17 protein-coding genes are annotated in these 15,729 nt (G+C 38.7%); 11 read left to right on the plus strand and 6 right to left on the minus strand.

All coding sequences use genetic code 11. The features are described 5' to 3' along the window. Positions 1 to 270: 270 nt before the first annotated feature. From BM176_RS31190 to BM176_RS31200, 3 genes are read right to left on the minus strand one after another with little or no spacing between them, the layout of a single operon-like run. Complete coding sequence (locus tag BM176_RS31190; protein ID WP_218162320.1) at positions 271 to 588, minus strand: Imm32 family immunity protein; 318 nt, start codon at positions 586 to 588, stop codon at positions 271 to 273. Beyond that, positions 573 to 998, minus strand: a complete 426-nt coding sequence (locus tag BM176_RS31195) for a contact-dependent growth inhibition system immunity protein (protein WP_090108333.1) — start codon at positions 996 to 998, stop codon at positions 573 to 575. The genes BM176_RS31190 and BM176_RS31195 overlap by 16 nt, the downstream gene beginning before the upstream one ends. Positions 999 to 1,001: 3 nt before the next feature. Next, the gene (locus BM176_RS31200; protein WP_177230615.1) at positions 1,002 to 3,173 is read right to left on the minus strand and encodes an RHS repeat-associated core domain-containing protein; all 2,172 of its coding nucleotides are present in this window, start codon (positions 3,171 to 3,173) and stop codon (positions 1,002 to 1,004) included. A gap of 247 nt (positions 3,174 to 3,420) precedes the next feature. Here BM176_RS31200 and BM176_RS31205 point away from each other — a divergent pair, with 247 nt between their 5' ends. The 3 genes from BM176_RS31205 to BM176_RS31215 all read left to right on the plus strand — a co-directional run bounded on the left by BM176_RS31205 (position 3,421) and on the right by BM176_RS31215 (position 5,369). Further along, positions 3,421 to 4,302 carry an SRPBCC family protein gene (locus tag BM176_RS31205; protein WP_090108335.1) on the plus strand — a complete coding sequence of 294 codons (882 nt, stop codon included), beginning with the start codon at positions 3,421 to 3,423 and terminating at the stop codon, positions 4,300 to 4,302. Further along, the gene (locus tag BM176_RS31210; RefSeq protein ID WP_090108336.1) at positions 4,302 to 4,823 is read left to right on the plus strand and encodes a luciferase domain-containing protein; all 522 of its coding nucleotides are present in this window, start codon (positions 4,302 to 4,304) and stop codon (positions 4,821 to 4,823) included. The genes BM176_RS31205 and BM176_RS31210 overlap by 1 nt, the downstream gene beginning before the upstream one ends. A gap of 72 nt (positions 4,824 to 4,895) precedes the next feature. Further along, positions 4,896 to 5,369 carry a nuclear transport factor 2 family protein gene (locus tag BM176_RS31215; RefSeq protein WP_090108337.1) on the plus strand — a complete coding sequence of 158 codons (474 nt, stop codon included), beginning with the start codon at positions 4,896 to 4,898 and terminating at the stop codon, positions 5,367 to 5,369. Positions 5,370 to 5,522: 153 nt separating this feature from the next. On the opposite strand, the gene BM176_RS31220 is transcribed toward BM176_RS31215, so the two are convergent. Continuing rightward, on the minus strand, positions 5,523 to 6,398 hold the full coding sequence (locus tag BM176_RS31220; RefSeq protein ID WP_177230616.1) for an AraC family transcriptional regulator: 876 nt from the start codon (positions 6,396 to 6,398) through the stop codon (positions 5,523 to 5,525). Between the two features lie 384 nt (positions 6,399 to 6,782). Between BM176_RS31220 and BM176_RS31225 the strand changes: the two genes are divergently transcribed. The 4 genes from BM176_RS31225 to BM176_RS33200 all read left to right on the plus strand — a co-directional run bounded on the left by BM176_RS31225 (position 6,783) and on the right by BM176_RS33200 (position 10,799). After that, entirely contained in the window at positions 6,783 to 7,169 is a 387-nt protein-coding gene (locus tag BM176_RS31225) for a nuclear transport factor 2 family protein (protein WP_090108339.1), read from the plus strand. A gap of 289 nt (positions 7,170 to 7,458) precedes the next feature. After that, positions 7,459 to 7,737 carry a putative quinol monooxygenase gene (locus tag BM176_RS31230; RefSeq protein ID WP_090108340.1) on the plus strand — a complete coding sequence of 93 codons (279 nt, stop codon included), beginning with the start codon at positions 7,459 to 7,461 and terminating at the stop codon, positions 7,735 to 7,737. A gap of 180 nt (positions 7,738 to 7,917) precedes the next feature. After that, a complete protein-coding gene (locus BM176_RS31235) occupies positions 7,918 to 10,281 on the plus strand; it encodes an ABC transporter permease (RefSeq protein ID WP_090108341.1) in 2,364 nt (787 codons plus the stop codon). Between the two features lie 299 nt (positions 10,282 to 10,580). Further along, positions 10,581 to 10,799, plus strand: a complete 219-nt coding sequence (locus BM176_RS33200) for a DUF4172 domain-containing protein (RefSeq protein WP_218162321.1) — start codon at positions 10,581 to 10,583, stop codon at positions 10,797 to 10,799. 232 nt (positions 10,800 to 11,031) lie between these two features. On the opposite strand, the gene BM176_RS31245 is transcribed toward BM176_RS33200, so the two are convergent. Next, on the minus strand, positions 11,032 to 11,577 hold the full coding sequence (locus tag BM176_RS31245) for a GNAT family N-acetyltransferase (protein ID WP_090108343.1): 546 nt from the start codon (positions 11,575 to 11,577) through the stop codon (positions 11,032 to 11,034). A gap of 306 nt (positions 11,578 to 11,883) precedes the next feature. Between BM176_RS31245 and BM176_RS31250 the strand changes: the two genes are divergently transcribed. From BM176_RS31250 to BM176_RS31260, 3 genes are read left to right on the plus strand one after another with little or no spacing between them, the layout of a single operon-like run. Then, positions 11,884 to 12,093, plus strand: coding sequence for a helix-turn-helix transcriptional regulator (locus BM176_RS31250; RefSeq protein WP_090108344.1), 210 nt, complete (start codon positions 11,884 to 11,886; stop codon positions 12,091 to 12,093). Continuing rightward, positions 12,086 to 12,415, plus strand: a complete 330-nt coding sequence (locus BM176_RS31255; RefSeq protein WP_090108345.1) for a HipA N-terminal domain-containing protein — start codon at positions 12,086 to 12,088, stop codon at positions 12,413 to 12,415. Before BM176_RS31250 ends, BM176_RS31255 begins: the two co-directional genes overlap by 8 nt. Position 12,416: 1 nt before the next feature. Next, a complete protein-coding gene (locus BM176_RS31260) occupies positions 12,417 to 13,346 on the plus strand; it encodes a HipA domain-containing protein (protein WP_090108380.1) in 930 nt (309 codons plus the stop codon). 149 nt (positions 13,347 to 13,495) lie between these two features. Here the strand turns inward: BM176_RS31260 and BM176_RS31265 are convergent, their stop codons facing one another. Beyond that, positions 13,496 to 14,623, minus strand: a complete 1,128-nt coding sequence (locus BM176_RS31265; RefSeq protein ID WP_090108346.1) for an ATP-binding protein — start codon at positions 14,621 to 14,623, stop codon at positions 13,496 to 13,498. A 487-nt stretch (positions 14,624 to 15,110) separates the two neighbouring features. Here BM176_RS31265 and BM176_RS31270 point away from each other — a divergent pair, with 487 nt between their 5' ends. Continuing rightward, complete coding sequence (locus BM176_RS31270; protein WP_090108347.1) at positions 15,111 to 15,728, plus strand: SatD family protein; 618 nt, start codon at positions 15,111 to 15,113, stop codon at positions 15,726 to 15,728. Position 15,729 lies beyond the last annotated feature (1 nt).

Here is a 15,729-nt window from a genome sequence, read left to right on the forward strand (position 1 = left end):
TAATTACCAATAACAATAGTTGTCAATATAAACTTGTGGATGCAGATGCCCCATGAGGTTCTTTAATCACACGAATTTATTTAGGTTTTATAACTTCACCACTCCCCTTTATTGCATTTTCGTTTATCTATTGCGTCCATACGAATTGTTCCGGAATAACTAATTTCCCCCTCAAAGCAAAGCCCAGTCAGTGACTGTTCTTTGCTAAAGACAGGACATATATTTTTACTTTTAAGGATCTGGCAGATGTGAGGTCAGTCCATATGAATGCTATGCCTTTTGAATAATTAAATCCTTAGAACCATCTTCCAGAGAATTATTCTCATCATAATGTAAATGCGCCCCTGCTGGTACAGAATCTTGCGCTAAAGTTAAAAGCTGAGTAGCCAAGGATATCAACCCCGCTTTATTTGCAATCAGTACTATTTCATTTTTATCATCTTTAACTTTTAATTCAAAGTTATTCTCCCATATATATTTTAATACTTCTTGAGAATTGTAAACAGGTATGTCTATTAGCATTTTTAACCTTTCCGGCACTTGTCCTAATTTTATAAAATTTAAAGTACTGTTTAAGGCATACAACATTCGTATTCCTTCACTAAATCTAATATCCTTTTTTTTATGTTATCGGTCAAGTCCTCCCTATTTTTTACTTGAATTTTAGTAAACCCCACTATCTGATTTAACATTCCCCCATAAGACGGATTATCCTTACAAAAATTACAGGAAGATTCCAAAACACTTACCAGTAAATCACCTGGGTAAAAATCGCCCTCTAAAAAGGGGTTTTCTTTCAGCTTATAAATCGCGATTGGCATTAGAATATTTATTCCAATATTCTGTCCTATCATTAACCTTAAATCTTCTACAGTATAATCCTTAAGCTTTTTCTTTCTCAATTTATTAACTGTCTCTACTAAATAACTACTCCCCTCTTTAGGCCCACCTGGAAACAACAACCCTAACTCTTCCAATGTTTTATCTAAATTTTCCATAGTTTACTGTTTAGTTTTCTCATAGGCGCTTATAGCCCTATCAATGGTTGCTTGTATATTATCCTTTTGTTTTTGAAGATTTGAGCGTAGTGTTTGTGCTGCTTCCAGAGCATCACCTTTGACTTCACTTTTGTTAATTGCTGTATTAAGTCTTTTGATTTCATATTCAAGACCATTCAGTGCATCTTTTACTTCTTTTAAATGCTGAAATGGCGTTCCATCATCTTTTAAAACTGGTGTTCCCCGAATATCCTTAATAGCCCCACGAATATCATCAGCAGTAAGATGCTCAGCTAAATTATCCGTTTTTCTTACACTCAATTCCAAAACTTCCCTTCCGACCCCTTTAATACCTCTAAAGACTTTCCCTACGGGTAAAAAATAAATCGCTGCCTCAATAGCAACATCACTCGCCGTAATTTTTTCACCTTTTAAGGCTTTAACTCCAATTGGGCCACCGGGAAACAAATTTGATTCGTACTCAAACATTTTTTTTGAGTACTCAAATCCACCCTTACTTCCCCAAATTGTATTACTATAGTCTTGGCTCATTGAAGAAACAGGTTTAGTGACAATTCTATCCATCGCTGCATTAACTTGCTTAAGTTTTACAGCCTCTATTTCTTCTGTTGCAGGCATTACCAGTACCGCAGTGTTATCTCTCATGTATGCCTTACTCGCCGGAGAATATTCTAATCCATCCTGGTCTACCCCATCAATAGGTCGATTACTCGCAAACTGATAAGGCGTTAATTCAGGATAGCTTTTCGTCAATGGATCCACACTCAAAAACTTCCCTATCCTCGGATCATAGATCCTGAATCCATAATCCTGCTGATTCCCCTCCCCCTTCACCTCATTATCATTCTCCTTTCCATTAAACCCATAACGATACTTATTATTCTCTGAGTTAAATGTCCTTCCTGGCATCAATGACCCAAATGGATAATAATCATAAGCGCTTATTACATCTGCATTATAGGATTCAATAATGCCATCCCCGTTTTCATCCGCACCTTTCTTTTTGTCGCTCACTACCGCCAGAACATTGCCCAGGTGATTTGTTAGCTCATATCTTTTATTCCCACGTATATAAGAAACGGTATATCCAAAGCCCCACGGCGCATAAGATATTTCTGAAGGTTTATCCCTGTAAAGATCAACCAATAATTGTTCAACATCTTTTCCTTCAGGTACAATCAGGCTGCTTATTTTATCTTCAATTACCCGCTGTTGCGCCTGTAATTGCATTACTGCATTTTGCAACTGCAGTCTATTCTCCACCAGGGATGCCCGTTTGTACAAGCCTGAATCAGGCTTGCTAAGCCACCTTATGTTTTCCCGTTTACTATCGGCCACCAGTTGCCATTGCATTTCCAGCCAGCCCCTGTAAAGTAAAAATACGTCTTCTTTTTGCTTCAGTAATAACGCAAACTTTTGGGGCTTCAATGGTACGCTGTCAATCAGGTGTTCCTGCCGGTTATATACAAATATTTTCTCCGGAACATGTTTACTCAACATTATTTTGGCGACTGGCGCCAATGGATCGATATTATAATATACAGTACTATCCGCCTTTATTACCATTTTACCGGCCAGGGCTTTGCGAATACCGAAGCTATCATTCCCAATTAAATGACTGGGCGATCTACTATCAAACAGCCGCAGCTGTGTACACATCTTTTTCAAAAGACCTTCCATTGCCATCAGCTTTTGTAAGGTACTTTGAGCCGAGACCACAGGTGCTGCATTGAATACGACGTGGTTATTATAAGAGGTGTCCTGTAACGCTACTTTTCCTTTTAACCGGTATGTACCTTCGGCACTCTCTACATAGAAAATGTTTTCATAGGAAATATTTTTGTACAAAGTGAAAGGGTCCAGGCTTTTAAGGACTATCTGGTTGTATTCACTGTTTGTTAACTGTGCAGAATCGAAAGCCTGACCATAACAAGTAAACCATGTGATCGTTTTCCGGTTCTCCTCAAGTACGGCCATGTTTACATACTTATCCGTCTCTTTTTGCCGTCCAAAAATACGCAGACCAGGACGTTTTAACGCGACTTGCTTTAACAACGGGTTGACACGGGAATCCTGTAATACATCTACCTGGGCTTTACTATTTTGGAAAATAAGGGATAAAAACAGAATAATGAAAAGGGATAACGTCTTCATGGTATAGTGAGAAATGGGTTTGATTTTCTCTGGAATAATTAATTTGGCCTCAAATGTAATAAAAAGCATATAAAAATTAATTACCAATGTCGCATCATGGGAATATACCTCCTTCCAGACTTTGGAGAGATAAAAGGGCAAAGAAAAAGGGGCCAGATGGGAACATTAATAAGGGGCAAATTTAATTTTCAATAATTTCTGAAAGTTCGGAATAAATAATACATTTGAGGTATAAAACTCTATACCAATGAAAGGCTACCTCATTTCAAACGTTTTTGCTGTTTGTGTAATGTGGCTTACTAAGCTATTTGTGATTGAAGCCAACACCCTTGTTTTCTCTGAATTTGTAACACTGCCAATTCTGATGGGATTAATCTGCGCCTGGTGCTGGCGCTATCAGCATTTTACCACTAAACAATTAATAGGAATGGCGTTTATAAATGCCTTTATTGGCATAGGGCTCAGTGCCATTTTCCTGGGGGAAGGCGTCATTTGCCTGATCATTGTATCGCCGCTTATCGTGGTATTTCTACTAACTGGATTATTCCTGGGCAGAAGTATTTTAAAACGACGTAATGATAAGCTACATGTAAGTGTGTTCCTGTTATTATTGTTTACTTTCTTTGCCGATGTTCGTATGCATCATCATTATGAGAATATGGTGGCCGATACCATGCTTATAAAAGCCCCACCATCTGAAGTCTGGAAATATGTAGTTGCATATAAAAAAATAGAGACGCCCGATAAATTCTGGTTGTTCAGAATAGGCATGCCCAGCCCCGTGCAGTCTACTGCTTCAGGAAATTACGCAGGCGCAGATCGTAAATGTATTTTCAGCAATGGTTATACATTTGATGAGAAGATTACCACCTATGATAAGGATCATAATCTAACTTTCGCTATCACTCAACAGCCGCGTGATCCTGAAATTATGGGGCATATAGATATTCTGCAGGGGCAATTTATCCTGAAAGATAATGGCGACGGCACAACCACGCTCACTGGCAATAGCTGGTACCGGCTGCATGTATTCCCCATTTGGTACTATAATATCTGGGCCGAAAGCATTACCCGCAATGTACATCTGCGGGTAATGGAACACATTAAATCACTAAGCGAACAACATTAATGTTCAGGTTCGTCATCAAATATCTGGGCTTTTTAAAATTCGTACCCGGTTTGCCGTTGTTGTTCGACATCTGGCTGAAGGTCTACATTTTTATCACGCACATGGAATTACTCAACTGGATGGACGAGATCTCCGCTGAAGTGCAGCAATGGCCCGATGTTATTGTCCACACACATAAATATGGCGGCATTCAGTTCGATTTTAAACACAAAGAAATTGGACATTTACATGGTAACGGCTTATTGGACATGCCACTTAACCGCCAACTGAAAGCGACATTAATAGAAGAAGGACATGTGGAAGATCACCATCTTTTAAAAAATACCGGATGGATAAGCTTTTACATTCGCACCGAAAGGGATAAGCATTATGCGTTGCAATTGTTAAGGCTGGCGTATAAATGGCGGGGAGGAACAATACCGGGTTGCTTCTTCGCCGGCATCGCTGATCGAATAAGTTCTGATCACTCCGGAGTCAATAAACCCGATTTCATTGGACCCTTTTCAAATTGGCCCGAATAGTAAAAAACATTGACCTGAATAGAAAATCATACCTTAAGAAGGTGATCTATTTTTGTAGCATAATTTAATGAGATGAAAAACGTAATTACCGGTATCGCAATGATACCACTTTTCTTACTTGTAGCCTGTAATGGAAAGACTGAAAACAATAAGAACAACAATTTAAATCAAATTAAAAATCAAAAAATTATGGCAACAAATCAAGAGCAAAAAGATGCTGTTTTACGCGCAATTAATTTGTACATCGAGGCAGGACGTAAAGGCGACAGCAAAATAGCTGCCCAGGCATTTGCACCTACCGCAACAATGTCGTGGTCTGAAAAAGGAGAATTAAAAAGCGTTCCAATTCAGACACTTTATGATTACATCGACAAAACCGGGCCGGTTGAAGTGAAATATGAACTCACTACTTTGGACGTTTCGGAAGATGCTGCGATCGTTCGCATCGAGTCGCAATTCGGGGCTACAAAATTTGCAGATATGTTCAGCCTGGTAAAAGACGGTGCTGATTGGAAAATTATTAGCAAGGTTTATCACGTAAAGTAAGAGCTTTAGGTTTTAAGCACCCTGCAAAAAAACCGGAAAATAGTTTTCTATACAAACAGCTCATAACAGGAGAAGCTATTTACGAACGTCATTCAACACGTTGGTTTACTGATGAGAAAATTTCTTTGGAAACCGTGAAGGATATTGAAATTTCTAATTTACTTCCCTGAAACTTGTCGGGGCCTGCCCGTGGTATTCCTTGAATATCCTCGAAAAGTGTGAAACGTTTTCAAAGCCGAGAGAATAACAAATATCCGACACACTCATGGGGGTGCTTTCCAGCATCTCCCTGGCTTTTTTCAACCGTTTTTCCCTGATCCATGTAGCAGGAGAAACATTGTAAATCTGTTGGAAATCTCTTTTAAAACTTGATAAACTTCTTCCCGATAAATAGGCCAGTTCTTCAAGGCTCACCGGGGAAGCATAATTTTGCTCTACTACCTGACGTACATCAGTACGAACCGGCTGGTGCAATTGCAGGATTTGATAAAACATATTGCGACTACAGATGGCCACGTCGTATAACATTTCCATCATTTTCAGCCTTAACTGTCCGGGATGAACTTCGGAGTCTTCATAGAAATATGGTTTGAGCGAATAGGCGAAGGCGACCATACATTCGTTCATTGGATATACTGCTGCCTTGATTTCACCTTCGGCTTTTAACTTGGGCATTTCTAATTCCGTTGTTGCAAGAAAGGACTTGATCATGTCATCTTTCAGGGAAAACATCAGGCTGTCATAAATATTGTCGTTGTCCGGATTGCCGGTCTTTTCGTAATGTACTGAAGTTGCTTTTTTCAGCAAGATCATTTCGTTCTTTTGAACCTGGTAAGTCTGCTTACCATAGGTCAACTTATTGGTTCCCTCCAGTACAAATAACAAAAGGTGCTCCTCCAGGTACATTGTACCCTTGGCTTCCATACTGTGGATGCACTGCTCAATGACCGTACATCCATCAAGCTGCAGGCTTGATTGTAGGGCAGGTCCATCGATTAATGAGGTGGGTACTTTTATGATCTTTTTCATCTCAAACATAATATAAACACTTTGCGTTTTGCTCAAGTGTATGTTAACTGTTTTAGTCCCTTGCTCTCCACCATTTGCGGAAAGTTTGTGTTGAATCGGCAAGTTACATTTCACCCTGTGGAGCACGCTCCATACCGGGATGGATTTCATGCAAAGATATAACGAAAAGCAGCCTGAGTGCGTACTATTTAGCTCAAAATATTTTACTATTTATGTCATTTTTTATTTAATCCCTCTTAATGGTAAGAAGCTATAAACTTTTTAACATCCTAAATATGTCTAAATAGTAAAAAACTCTGGACTTAATAGAAAAGTTATATCAGACATACTGAACTAATTTTGTCTTTACAAACAAAGAAGTTTAACAATTAAAAAGTAAATGTTATGTTAGAAAACAAAAATATCAATACTGTTGCGGATTACGATGAAGTATTGGAAGTAGTACAGGGATATGTGGATGGTTTAAGAACAGGTGATGTGGAACAGCTTAAAAAAACATTCTACAAAGATGCCACTATGTACGGACACCTGGGAGATGATTTTTCCGAAGGTAGCATCACCAACCTATACACTTACGTAGAAAAATTTGGTGCAGCTCCGAACATCAAAACACATCTAAGCGTAATGCACAAAACACCAACCACCGCGATAGTTCGTGTGGAAATGGAAAGCGATGCAGCCAATGAAGATTTTACGGACTACCATTCATTGATCAGGATCAATGGTGAGTGGAAGGTAGTTTCAAAATTGTTTCATCTCTATAACAAATAATTAAGTTTCATCCTAAAGTATTGTCCGTGGGGAAAGATTATTTCCTGGCAATACTTTTTTATTACAGAGGTATATTATGTCAATAGAGAAATCCATATTTCCCATTGTCAGCAGCAAAAGAATTACGTTCAGAAATCTGCGAACCGAAACAGTATGAAGAGGCATTTAACAGGTAAATAGTATTTATCGATCTAAACTCAATCTTCGCTGAAGATCCTTCGGTACGGATAGATATGACATGTTTAAGGAGTATTTAATACAGTACAAATAGTTTAAAAAACAAAATATTATGCCTGTTTATTTAACGGCTATCGTAAAAGTGAAACCGGAGTTTCACAATGAGATGAAAGCAATGTTACTGGCTCTTCCGGTACGGTCGGTAAAGGAGGAAGCCTGTATCCGCTATGAAGTGCACCAGAACGTTGATGATGAGGACATGTTTATCTTCCATGAACTTTGGGAAAACATCGAAGGACTGGATAAGCACAATCAACAACCTTATTCACAGGAGTTTTTCGCCTCATTCGAAAAGCTACAGGAAAAACCGACCGTATATATTTCAAAATGAAATTCCTGATTAAAAATAACGTACAATTTGGACAAAATCGCGCACCTGCTGTACGTTTTCGAACAATACGCCCGATGCAAAAATGCATGAGATGCTTATTGTCAATACATTATGCAATTGGCACGTAATTTAGTCGATTGATAGCCTGTATAGTACCAATTTCAAAAATACCATACGCGCATGTTTAAAACTTATTTCAAACTCGCCTACAGGAATATCATCAGGGATAAAGCTTATTCCATTATTAATATATCAGGTTTAGCAATAGGCCTGGCATCGAGTATCCTGATCTTGCTTTGGGTACAAAATGAACTGAGTTATGACAAGTTCCACAAAAATGCTGGCCAGGTATATCGTATCATCGGCGATTTTGGTGAATATAAAGCCGCGGTAAACGCGGAAGCTATGCCCGCCGGGTTAAAAGCAGCAATACCGGTGGTTGAAAATACCGTCAGGTTAAGCATGATCTCCACAGTGCTGTTTGATGCAGGTAACAGGAAATTTGAAGAAAAACGCGTGTTCTATGCCGACCCGAGTTTCATGGATGTATTTTCTTTTCCTCTTGTACAGGGTAATCGTGCTACGGCGTTGAAACAAGAGAATGGCGTTCTAATAACGCAGGAAATGGCTGCAAAATACTTTGGGAACCAAAACCCGATCGGTAAGATCTTACGAAAAGACAATCGTGAATATGTGGTGGTAACAGGCGTTTTGGCCAACGTTCCGGCTAATTCAGACCTGCAGTTTGATTTTATCCTGCCAATGGTTATGTTACTAAAAACGGATAAATATCCAGACAATAATAAATGGGAGGACTTTAATTTTTACACCTATATTCAACTAGCTAAAAGTTTTGACCCTTCTACTGCCAATTTATCCAGGCTGGTAAAGCAAATGACGAATTTATTTCAAAGTCATAGTTCAATGGCGGTTGTATTCCAATTACAGCCTTTAACCAAAATCCATCTGGCACCTGCAAGACTGGGGGATTTTCCTGGCCACGGGAATGCACAATATGTAAACATCTTTTTTATCGTCGCTATTTTGATACTTATAGTAGCTTGTATCAATTTTATGAACCTGGCTACGGCACGCTCGGCCCGGAGGGCGAAAGAAATTGGCTTGCGTAAAGTGGCAGGGGCCATACGCGGACAACTGGTCCTCCAGTTTTTAAGCGAAGCTGTATTTATTTCATTTCTTTCGCTATTTCTTACGCTTGTGGTTGTCTGGTTATTTTTGCCGGCATTTAATGTAATGGCCGATAGAAAATTGGTCATTCCTTTTTCAGATGCCTGGTTTTGGTTAAGCCTCCTGGGTATAGCGCTGTTAGCCGGATTGGTTTCGGGCAGCTACCCGGCCTTATTTCTCTCCGGCTTTAACCCGGCTAAAGTACTCAAAGGAAACGTAAGATCAATGGGCGGCAATTTGCTGTTTCGCAATGCCCTGGTCGTCTTCCAATTCACGACATCTATCATCTTGCTGGTAGGCACAGTGGTTATTTATAACCAGCTTAAATTCGTAAAAGACCGTAACCCCGGCTTTGAAAAGGCCAACCTTTTGTATATGCCCATCAAAGGGGAACTCTGGAATAAGCAGCTGGCCTTAAAAAATGAGTTAAAACAAAATCCGCTTACCAGTGATTTCGCCATTACTTCTGACCTGCCCACCAATCTGCTTTCCGGAAATGGAAGTGCAAACTGGGAAGGGAAAGATCCCAGCTTACAAATGGTTTATCAATTGATGGATGTCAATGAGGATTTTATAGATGTATTTAAGCTGAAGCTTGTAAATGGGAGAAGCTTTTCGGGATCATTTCCGGCAGATTCAAATAATTTCATGGTCAACGAAAAAATGTTGAGCATTATGGGCTTAAATGCAGCCACAGCAGTTGGTAAGGCGTTTGAATTTACCGGTTATAAGGGTACGATCATTGGTGTTGTAAAGGACTTTAATTTTAAACCGGTGCAACAGACTATAGAGCCACTGATTTTGCGCTATAATAAAGACGGCGGTTTTGTGGTGGTGAGAACATTGCCGGGTAAAACTTACGCGACCATACAGGCGCTGTCCAAGATAAGCCAGCAGCTTAACCCCGCCTACCCCTTCAAATTCGATTTCATCGACCAGGATATGGCCAATCTTTATAGAGGAGAACAACAGATGGGTAACATCTTTAACCTTTTTGCTCTTCTGGGTATTTTTATCTCTTGCCTCGGTTTATATGGTTTATCCGCCTTTATGGCCGAACAACGTACCAAAGAAATCGGCGTGCGTAAGGTGTTGGGCGCCTCTGTGTTAAACCTCGTCTATTTATTATCCTCCGGCATCACCAGGTTGATCCTGGTTGCCATAGTTATATCAATACCGCTTTCATATTATGCAGTTAATAGTTGGCTGGCTGGTTTCGCATATCATGTAAATGTTGGTTGGTTAGTATATTTCACGGCATCCCTGGCAGCTTTGGGGATTGCCTGGCTAACTGTTAGTTATGAATCTATAAAAGCAGCAATTGTTAATCCTATAAAGAGTTTAAGAGCAGAGTGATCCTCGTTATTCAAGCCGGCACGATTACCTGGCATATATGACAGCTTGCGGGCCTGGTGGACTGGTAAGCTTTAATTTAATTACTTACTAACAAATAGTGTTATTGGATGTTGCGACTTGGTGCTTACAAACCCATCGAACTAAAAGCCTCCAAATATTTCGACTTGAAGGCTTTACCGGGGGACGAAGTTCGCAGGGTCAAAAATCCAGCATTTTTGTTCCCGTATTTACAGAAATTATGCGGTGATTAGGAATAGAATACGCCGCATAAATGCGGTGAATATGTACATATATATCAGTTGGATAGGTGGCCTTTTTTTACCTGGAATAAAGATAAGCTTGGTCCTATGTTAGGAGAAGTAAGATTTCGTCAGGGAAAAATACTTGGCCAAATGAAGGCGCTTGGATTTAAGCTTCAGGAAGAAACAATGTTACAAACATTAACATTGGATGTGATAAAATCGAGCGAGATCGAAGGGAAATTGTTAAATCCTGAACAGGTGCGCTCATCCATATGATTTCTTTGGAAAACTAAATGTTTCCAAGTGGGCAAAAATGACTAAAACATCTACCGATATAGCATTGAGAGATATTCAGGATCTGGTTAAAAAGAATATTCTTGAACAGGATGGTAGTGGGAAAAACACAAGCTACAGACTTAAGAATATTGAATAGGTAATTAACTCGTTTAAAATTTACATTTAATGGATGTCTGATCTGTTAGCGGTTCGGGCTTTTTCGGTGAGTTTCTTATTTAAGATTGTCAATTGAATTTGTCAAATAGTAACATATTAATTCAGGATTTGTATTATCAGGTTCATTTGAGTTCCTAAACGAAAATTTATCCAACAGTTTTATAGAACTCTGATTATTTCTATGAAGGAACGCTTCAATTTTTTGAACTTTAATTGTATTGAATGCATAGTCAATAACTTTTCCTGCAGCTTCCTTCATTATTCCTTGTCCTTGAAAGTTTGTCAAAAGCTCATACCCGATTTCACACTTGCCATTTTCATCTGAAAAGCCAAAAAGACAAATTGTCCCAACCAATATGTTTTTGTCACCCAAAGTTATTGCCCAATATAGGGAGTCATTTTTATGAATGTTCTCATTAATCTTATTTATAAAATTTCTTGCATCTTCAATAGTATCGCTTAGTTGTCTGTCAAGATATTTATTTATTTCACTGTCAGAACGCAAAGTGAAAATTTCTTGTTCGTCACTAATTACCAGTTGTCTGAGGGTAAGCCTTTCAGTTATCAAAATTGGAAAAGGCGTAAAACTTCTATTTAACATTCTGTTGTATTGGGTTTGTCTGGATTTACAGTCATCATAGCCTGACCGCCAACGCTAGTATTTCCGTATTACACGAAAGTACATCTTATTTGTAAAGTATTAAACTACAAGGATTGCCTATTGCGTTTATTGTGCGCCCATACAATATATTCAGTATTTATTGCCTTCGTTGTTATATGCCGGATCCCCTTCTACTCCACTTAAACTATACCCTTTGAGGTATAATCACAATATTTACAGTCATTTTATACCCTAAAAGGTATAAAATTAAATAATTCCGTATTTTTATACCCTAAAAGGTATAATATGACCCTTTTGTCAAAAACTATTAAGGCTAAGCGAAAAGAGAACGGTTTGACTCAGGAGGATCTTTCTTTGAAGTCAGGCCTGGGATTACGCCTTATCCGGGAAATTGAGCAAGGTAAAACATCCATGCGTATGGACAAAGTAAATCAGTTACTGGCCTTATTTGGAATGGAACTCATACCCGCCCCTAAATCAAAGAATCATGAGTAAAACAGGAAAAGTATATTATGGCAGCGTACTTGCCGGTTTCATTATAGAATCCGATGCAGGTTATAAGTTTGTTTACCATACAGATTACTTAGCTGATGAATCTGCAAAACCCATAAGTCTAACTATGCCATTAAGGAAGGAAGCATTCCATAGTTTCACGTTGTTTGCCTTTTTTGATGGATTAATTCCTGAAGGCTGGCTATTAAATATAGCCAAAGATCACTGGAAAGTTAAAGGTAATGATCGCTTTGAATTGTTATTACTTACCTGCCGGGATGCCATTGGTGCGGTAAGTGTAGTACCTGAAAATGAAACTGAATAATATGCCTAATTGTTTATTCTGCTATAAGGATTCTGGAAATGAGGAATACCATTCCAGGTGTTCAAAACGATTTTTTGATACTGAAATGATGCCTGAGCTGAAGATGGACAGGCAACTATTAAAAGACCTGGCAGAAAAGACGATTAGCCAGCATATAGCAGTAACAGGAGTACAGCCTAAGTTATCTATTACGCTGGAGAAAAATAAGGGTAACGGTAGACTTACAATCGTAGGATTATGGGGAGAATATATATTGAAGCCTCAGCATGAAGAATTTACCGCTATGCCGGAAACAGAAGACCTTACAATGCACCTGGCGGAAATATTTGGCATTGCTGTTTGTAATCATACTCTGCTCAGAGCTACCGACGGAAACCTTGTTTACATTGCCAGGCGTTTTGATAGGATAAATGGAAAAAAGATTCACGTTGAAGACTTCTGTCAACTATCTGAGTTCCCAACAGAGAACAAGTATAAAGGATCTTATGAAAAAGCTGGTAAATTAATTCTAACATATTGTACAAATTCCGGACTGGATGCGTTAAAGTATTTCGAGCTACTACTTTTCTGTTATCTAACTGGAAATAATGATATGCACCTTAAAAATTTCTCCCTGTTGCATCTTGAAAATGGCATTGCATTGAGCCCGGCTTATGATCTGTTGAATGTAAACCTCGTATTTCCAAAAGACCAGGAAGAATTGGCGCTATTGCTTAGCGGGAAAAAGAAGAATATTAAACTAAGAGATTTTGAAGCTCTCGGTATTCTGTTAAATATTCCAGAAAAAGTAAGAGCTAATAGTTACCAGAAATTTAAGTCCTACAATACAGAAGTACATAAGCTGATAAACGCTTCTTTTTTGAACGCTGAAGCAAAAGAAAATTATTGGGAGATATGGAATAAAAAGCAGAAAATATTTCTTAATAAATGAACCTGCGACGGATCAAATAAGATTAAAAAATTTGAAACGTGTCGTGCATGAAAAAACCTCCAAATATTTCGACATGAAGGCTTTAAAGCTTGCGGACTCCGGGGAACGAAGTTCGAAATGGGATCTATTGTACTTGATTTTGAGTATTATTATACATTCACAAATTCCATGTAGTTAGTCCTGTTAATAATACTGGCAATACTGCCCGGATAGGCATCCATAAATGCTTGCGGAATTTTAGCTTTTGCTCTTTCATTCCACTTAAACTCCCATGCGTAAAGCTTTCCACCGGATTCTTCAATCAGGTCAACCTCCTGTTGCTGATGGGTACGCCAGAAATATGTATTCACATAATGGTTCGCGTAGTGGTTAGCTTTCATCCTTTCACTTACCAGGAAGTTTTCCCATAGGGAGCCAATGTCCTGTCGCAATTCAAAGGGTGAAAAATTCTTAATTAGTGCATTTCTGATGCCATTATCATAGAAGTAAATCTTTTTTCCTTTTTTGATTTCATTACGCAGATTGCGACTGAACCCTCCTACCTGGAAGACTACGAAACATTTTTCCAACAGTTCGATGTACCGATCAACTGTTTTGTTGTCCGTGCCAATGGTTTTTCCGATTTCGTTATAGGAAATTTCACTACCTACCTGTAGTGCCAGTGCAACCAGTAATCTTTCAAGTAAAGCAGGCTTGCGTACATCCTGTAATGAAAGTACATCCTTGAAAAGATAGTTATTAGTCAGTTCCAGCAGGTTTGCCTGTGCATCTGCGGGTGAATTTACAATATCAGGGTAAAAGCCGTAGATCATTCGGTGTTCCAATAGCCTGGTTTCCTGTAATATAGAGGCATTTGTTACCATTTCTTTGGTCGAGAAGGGATACAAATGATATTCCCGCTTGCGACCTGTCAAAGGTTCATTGATCTCATTAGCCAGTTCCAATGCAGAAGATCCTGTCGCAATGACCTGTATATTTTTGAAATTATCTACAAGGAGTTTTAAGGTAAGACCGATATTCTTGACCCGTTGGGCTTCGTCTATCAACACCAGTGTATTATCCCCTATCAGTGCTTTCAGAGATGTTGAACTGACACTTGTCAGCATTGGCCGGATATCTGGCTCATCACAGTTTAAGTAAAGTACTTTACCTTCAGCTTGAGCCATGATCGCCTGAAGCAAAGTGGTTTTACCAACCTGCCTTGGTCCTGTTATGATAATAGCCTTTCCTTTGAAGAGATTGCTGATGATCTGGTCGTATATAGCTCTTTTGATCATTTGCACCCTATTTAATGCAAATATAATAACTCTAAACCTAAAATTCACCTTAATTCTAGGTTTACAAACCTAGGATTAAGGTGAATTTTAGGTTTAGAGTTTAATTCTATTGATCTCAAAGTTTAAAATTTTACAACTTAATTATCCGATAAGATCATAAATGGAGTACGAAAATGTCGTTTAAATCATCCAAAAAGCCACCAAATCTTTCGACTTGAAGGCTTAAAGCTTGCGGGCCGTAGGGGACAACTTTCGAACCAATTTGAGTACGATTTGAATAAAATAGTAGCCTGTCAGAACTTTGGATCGAAGGTATTTTGAACTTACAAAGGATTACCAGGGGCCACCTCCAAATAAAAAACTATCGGCTTTAAAAGCGATAATTTAAATTATCGCTTTTAAAGCCGATAGGATCAAAATAGCAAGCAGCATATCGTCATATTTACCGATATTTTGAAATATCGTTAATTTAACCGATATTAGAATCATGACAAGTGTTATTACAGGAGATATTATCAATTCACGGAGAGTAGAGAATCCAGCCATTTGGTTAAATCCCTTAAAAGCCCTTCTGGGAGAGTGGGGTAAATCACCAAAAACGTGGGAGATATACAGAGGGGACAGTTTTCAGGTAGAAATAAGTCAACCCCAATATGCTCTATTGGCAGCAATTCGCATTAAGGCCTGCATAAAGTCTGTCGAAAAATTAGACGTAAGGATGGGAATAGGAATAGGAGAAAAGAATTTTGATACACCAAAAATCACTGAAGCCAATGGGGAAGTATTTATTAATTCGGGAGAAATGTTTGAAGAACTTAAAAAATTAAAGCAGCACCTTGCAATAAGGAGCCCTTGGCCGGAATTGGATACTGAACTAAATTTAATGTTCCGCCTTGCTTCGATAGTGCTGGATAAATGGAGTACCGCTACTGCCCAAATAGTAACAGCGTCAATCATTAACCGTACACTCTCACAAAAAGAATTAGGCGAAAAAATAGAGCGAACACAGTCTACCGTTAGTGAGGCCCAGAAAAGAGCACACTACGATGAAATTATGGACTTGGTAGCATTTTACGAAAAATGTATTACAAAGAAAATCAGCTAAT

The organism is Chitinophaga sp. CF118, assembly GCF_900112615.1.
In the GTDB taxonomy this organism is placed as follows: domain Bacteria; phylum Bacteroidota; class Bacteroidia; order Chitinophagales; family Chitinophagaceae; genus Chitinophaga.

What these genes read in the sequence shown, in the direction of transcription:
- BM176_RS31200 (WP_177230615.1), bottom strand. Translation starts at nt 3,173, where the DNA reads ATGAAGACGTTATCCCTTTTCATTATTCTGTTTTTATCCCTTATTTTC.
- BM176_RS31195 (WP_090108333.1), bottom strand. Translation starts at nt 998, where the DNA reads ATGGAAAATTTAGATAAAACATTGGAAGAGTTAGGGTTGTTGTTTCCA.
- BM176_RS31230 (WP_090108340.1), top strand. Translation starts at nt 7,459, where the DNA reads ATGCCTGTTTATTTAACGGCTATCGTAAAAGTGAAACCGGAGTTTCAC.
- BM176_RS31210 (WP_090108336.1), top strand. Translation starts at nt 4,302, where the DNA reads ATGTTCAGGTTCGTCATCAAATATCTGGGCTTTTTAAAATTCGTACCC.
- BM176_RS31245 (WP_090108343.1), bottom strand. Translation starts at nt 11,577, where the DNA reads ATGTTAAATAGAAGTTTTACGCCTTTTCCAATTTTGATAACTGAAAGG.
- BM176_RS31215 (WP_090108337.1), top strand. Translation starts at nt 4,896, where the DNA reads ATGAAAAACGTAATTACCGGTATCGCAATGATACCACTTTTCTTACTT.
- BM176_RS31255 (WP_090108345.1), top strand. Translation starts at nt 12,086, where the DNA reads ATGAGTAAAACAGGAAAAGTATATTATGGCAGCGTACTTGCCGGTTTC.
- BM176_RS31270 (WP_090108347.1), top strand. Translation starts at nt 15,111, where the DNA reads ATGACAAGTGTTATTACAGGAGATATTATCAATTCACGGAGAGTAGAG.
- BM176_RS31205 (WP_090108335.1), top strand. Translation starts at nt 3,421, where the DNA reads ATGAAAGGCTACCTCATTTCAAACGTTTTTGCTGTTTGTGTAATGTGG.
- BM176_RS31220 (WP_177230616.1), bottom strand. Translation starts at nt 6,398, where the DNA reads ATGAAAAAGATCATAAAAGTACCCACCTCATTAATCGATGGACCTGCC.
- BM176_RS31235 (WP_090108341.1), top strand. Translation starts at nt 7,918, where the DNA reads ATGTTTAAAACTTATTTCAAACTCGCCTACAGGAATATCATCAGGGAT.
- BM176_RS31225 (WP_090108339.1), top strand. Translation starts at nt 6,783, where the DNA reads ATGTTAGAAAACAAAAATATCAATACTGTTGCGGATTACGATGAAGTA.
- BM176_RS31250 (WP_090108344.1), top strand. Translation starts at nt 11,884, where the DNA reads ATGACCCTTTTGTCAAAAACTATTAAGGCTAAGCGAAAAGAGAACGGT.
- BM176_RS31265 (WP_090108346.1), bottom strand. Translation starts at nt 14,623, where the DNA reads ATGATCAAAAGAGCTATATACGACCAGATCATCAGCAATCTCTTCAAA.
- BM176_RS31260 (WP_090108380.1), top strand. Translation starts at nt 12,417, where the DNA reads ATGCCTAATTGTTTATTCTGCTATAAGGATTCTGGAAATGAGGAATAC.
- BM176_RS31190 (WP_218162320.1), bottom strand. Translation starts at nt 588, where the DNA reads ATGTTGTATGCCTTAAACAGTACTTTAAATTTTATAAAATTAGGACAA.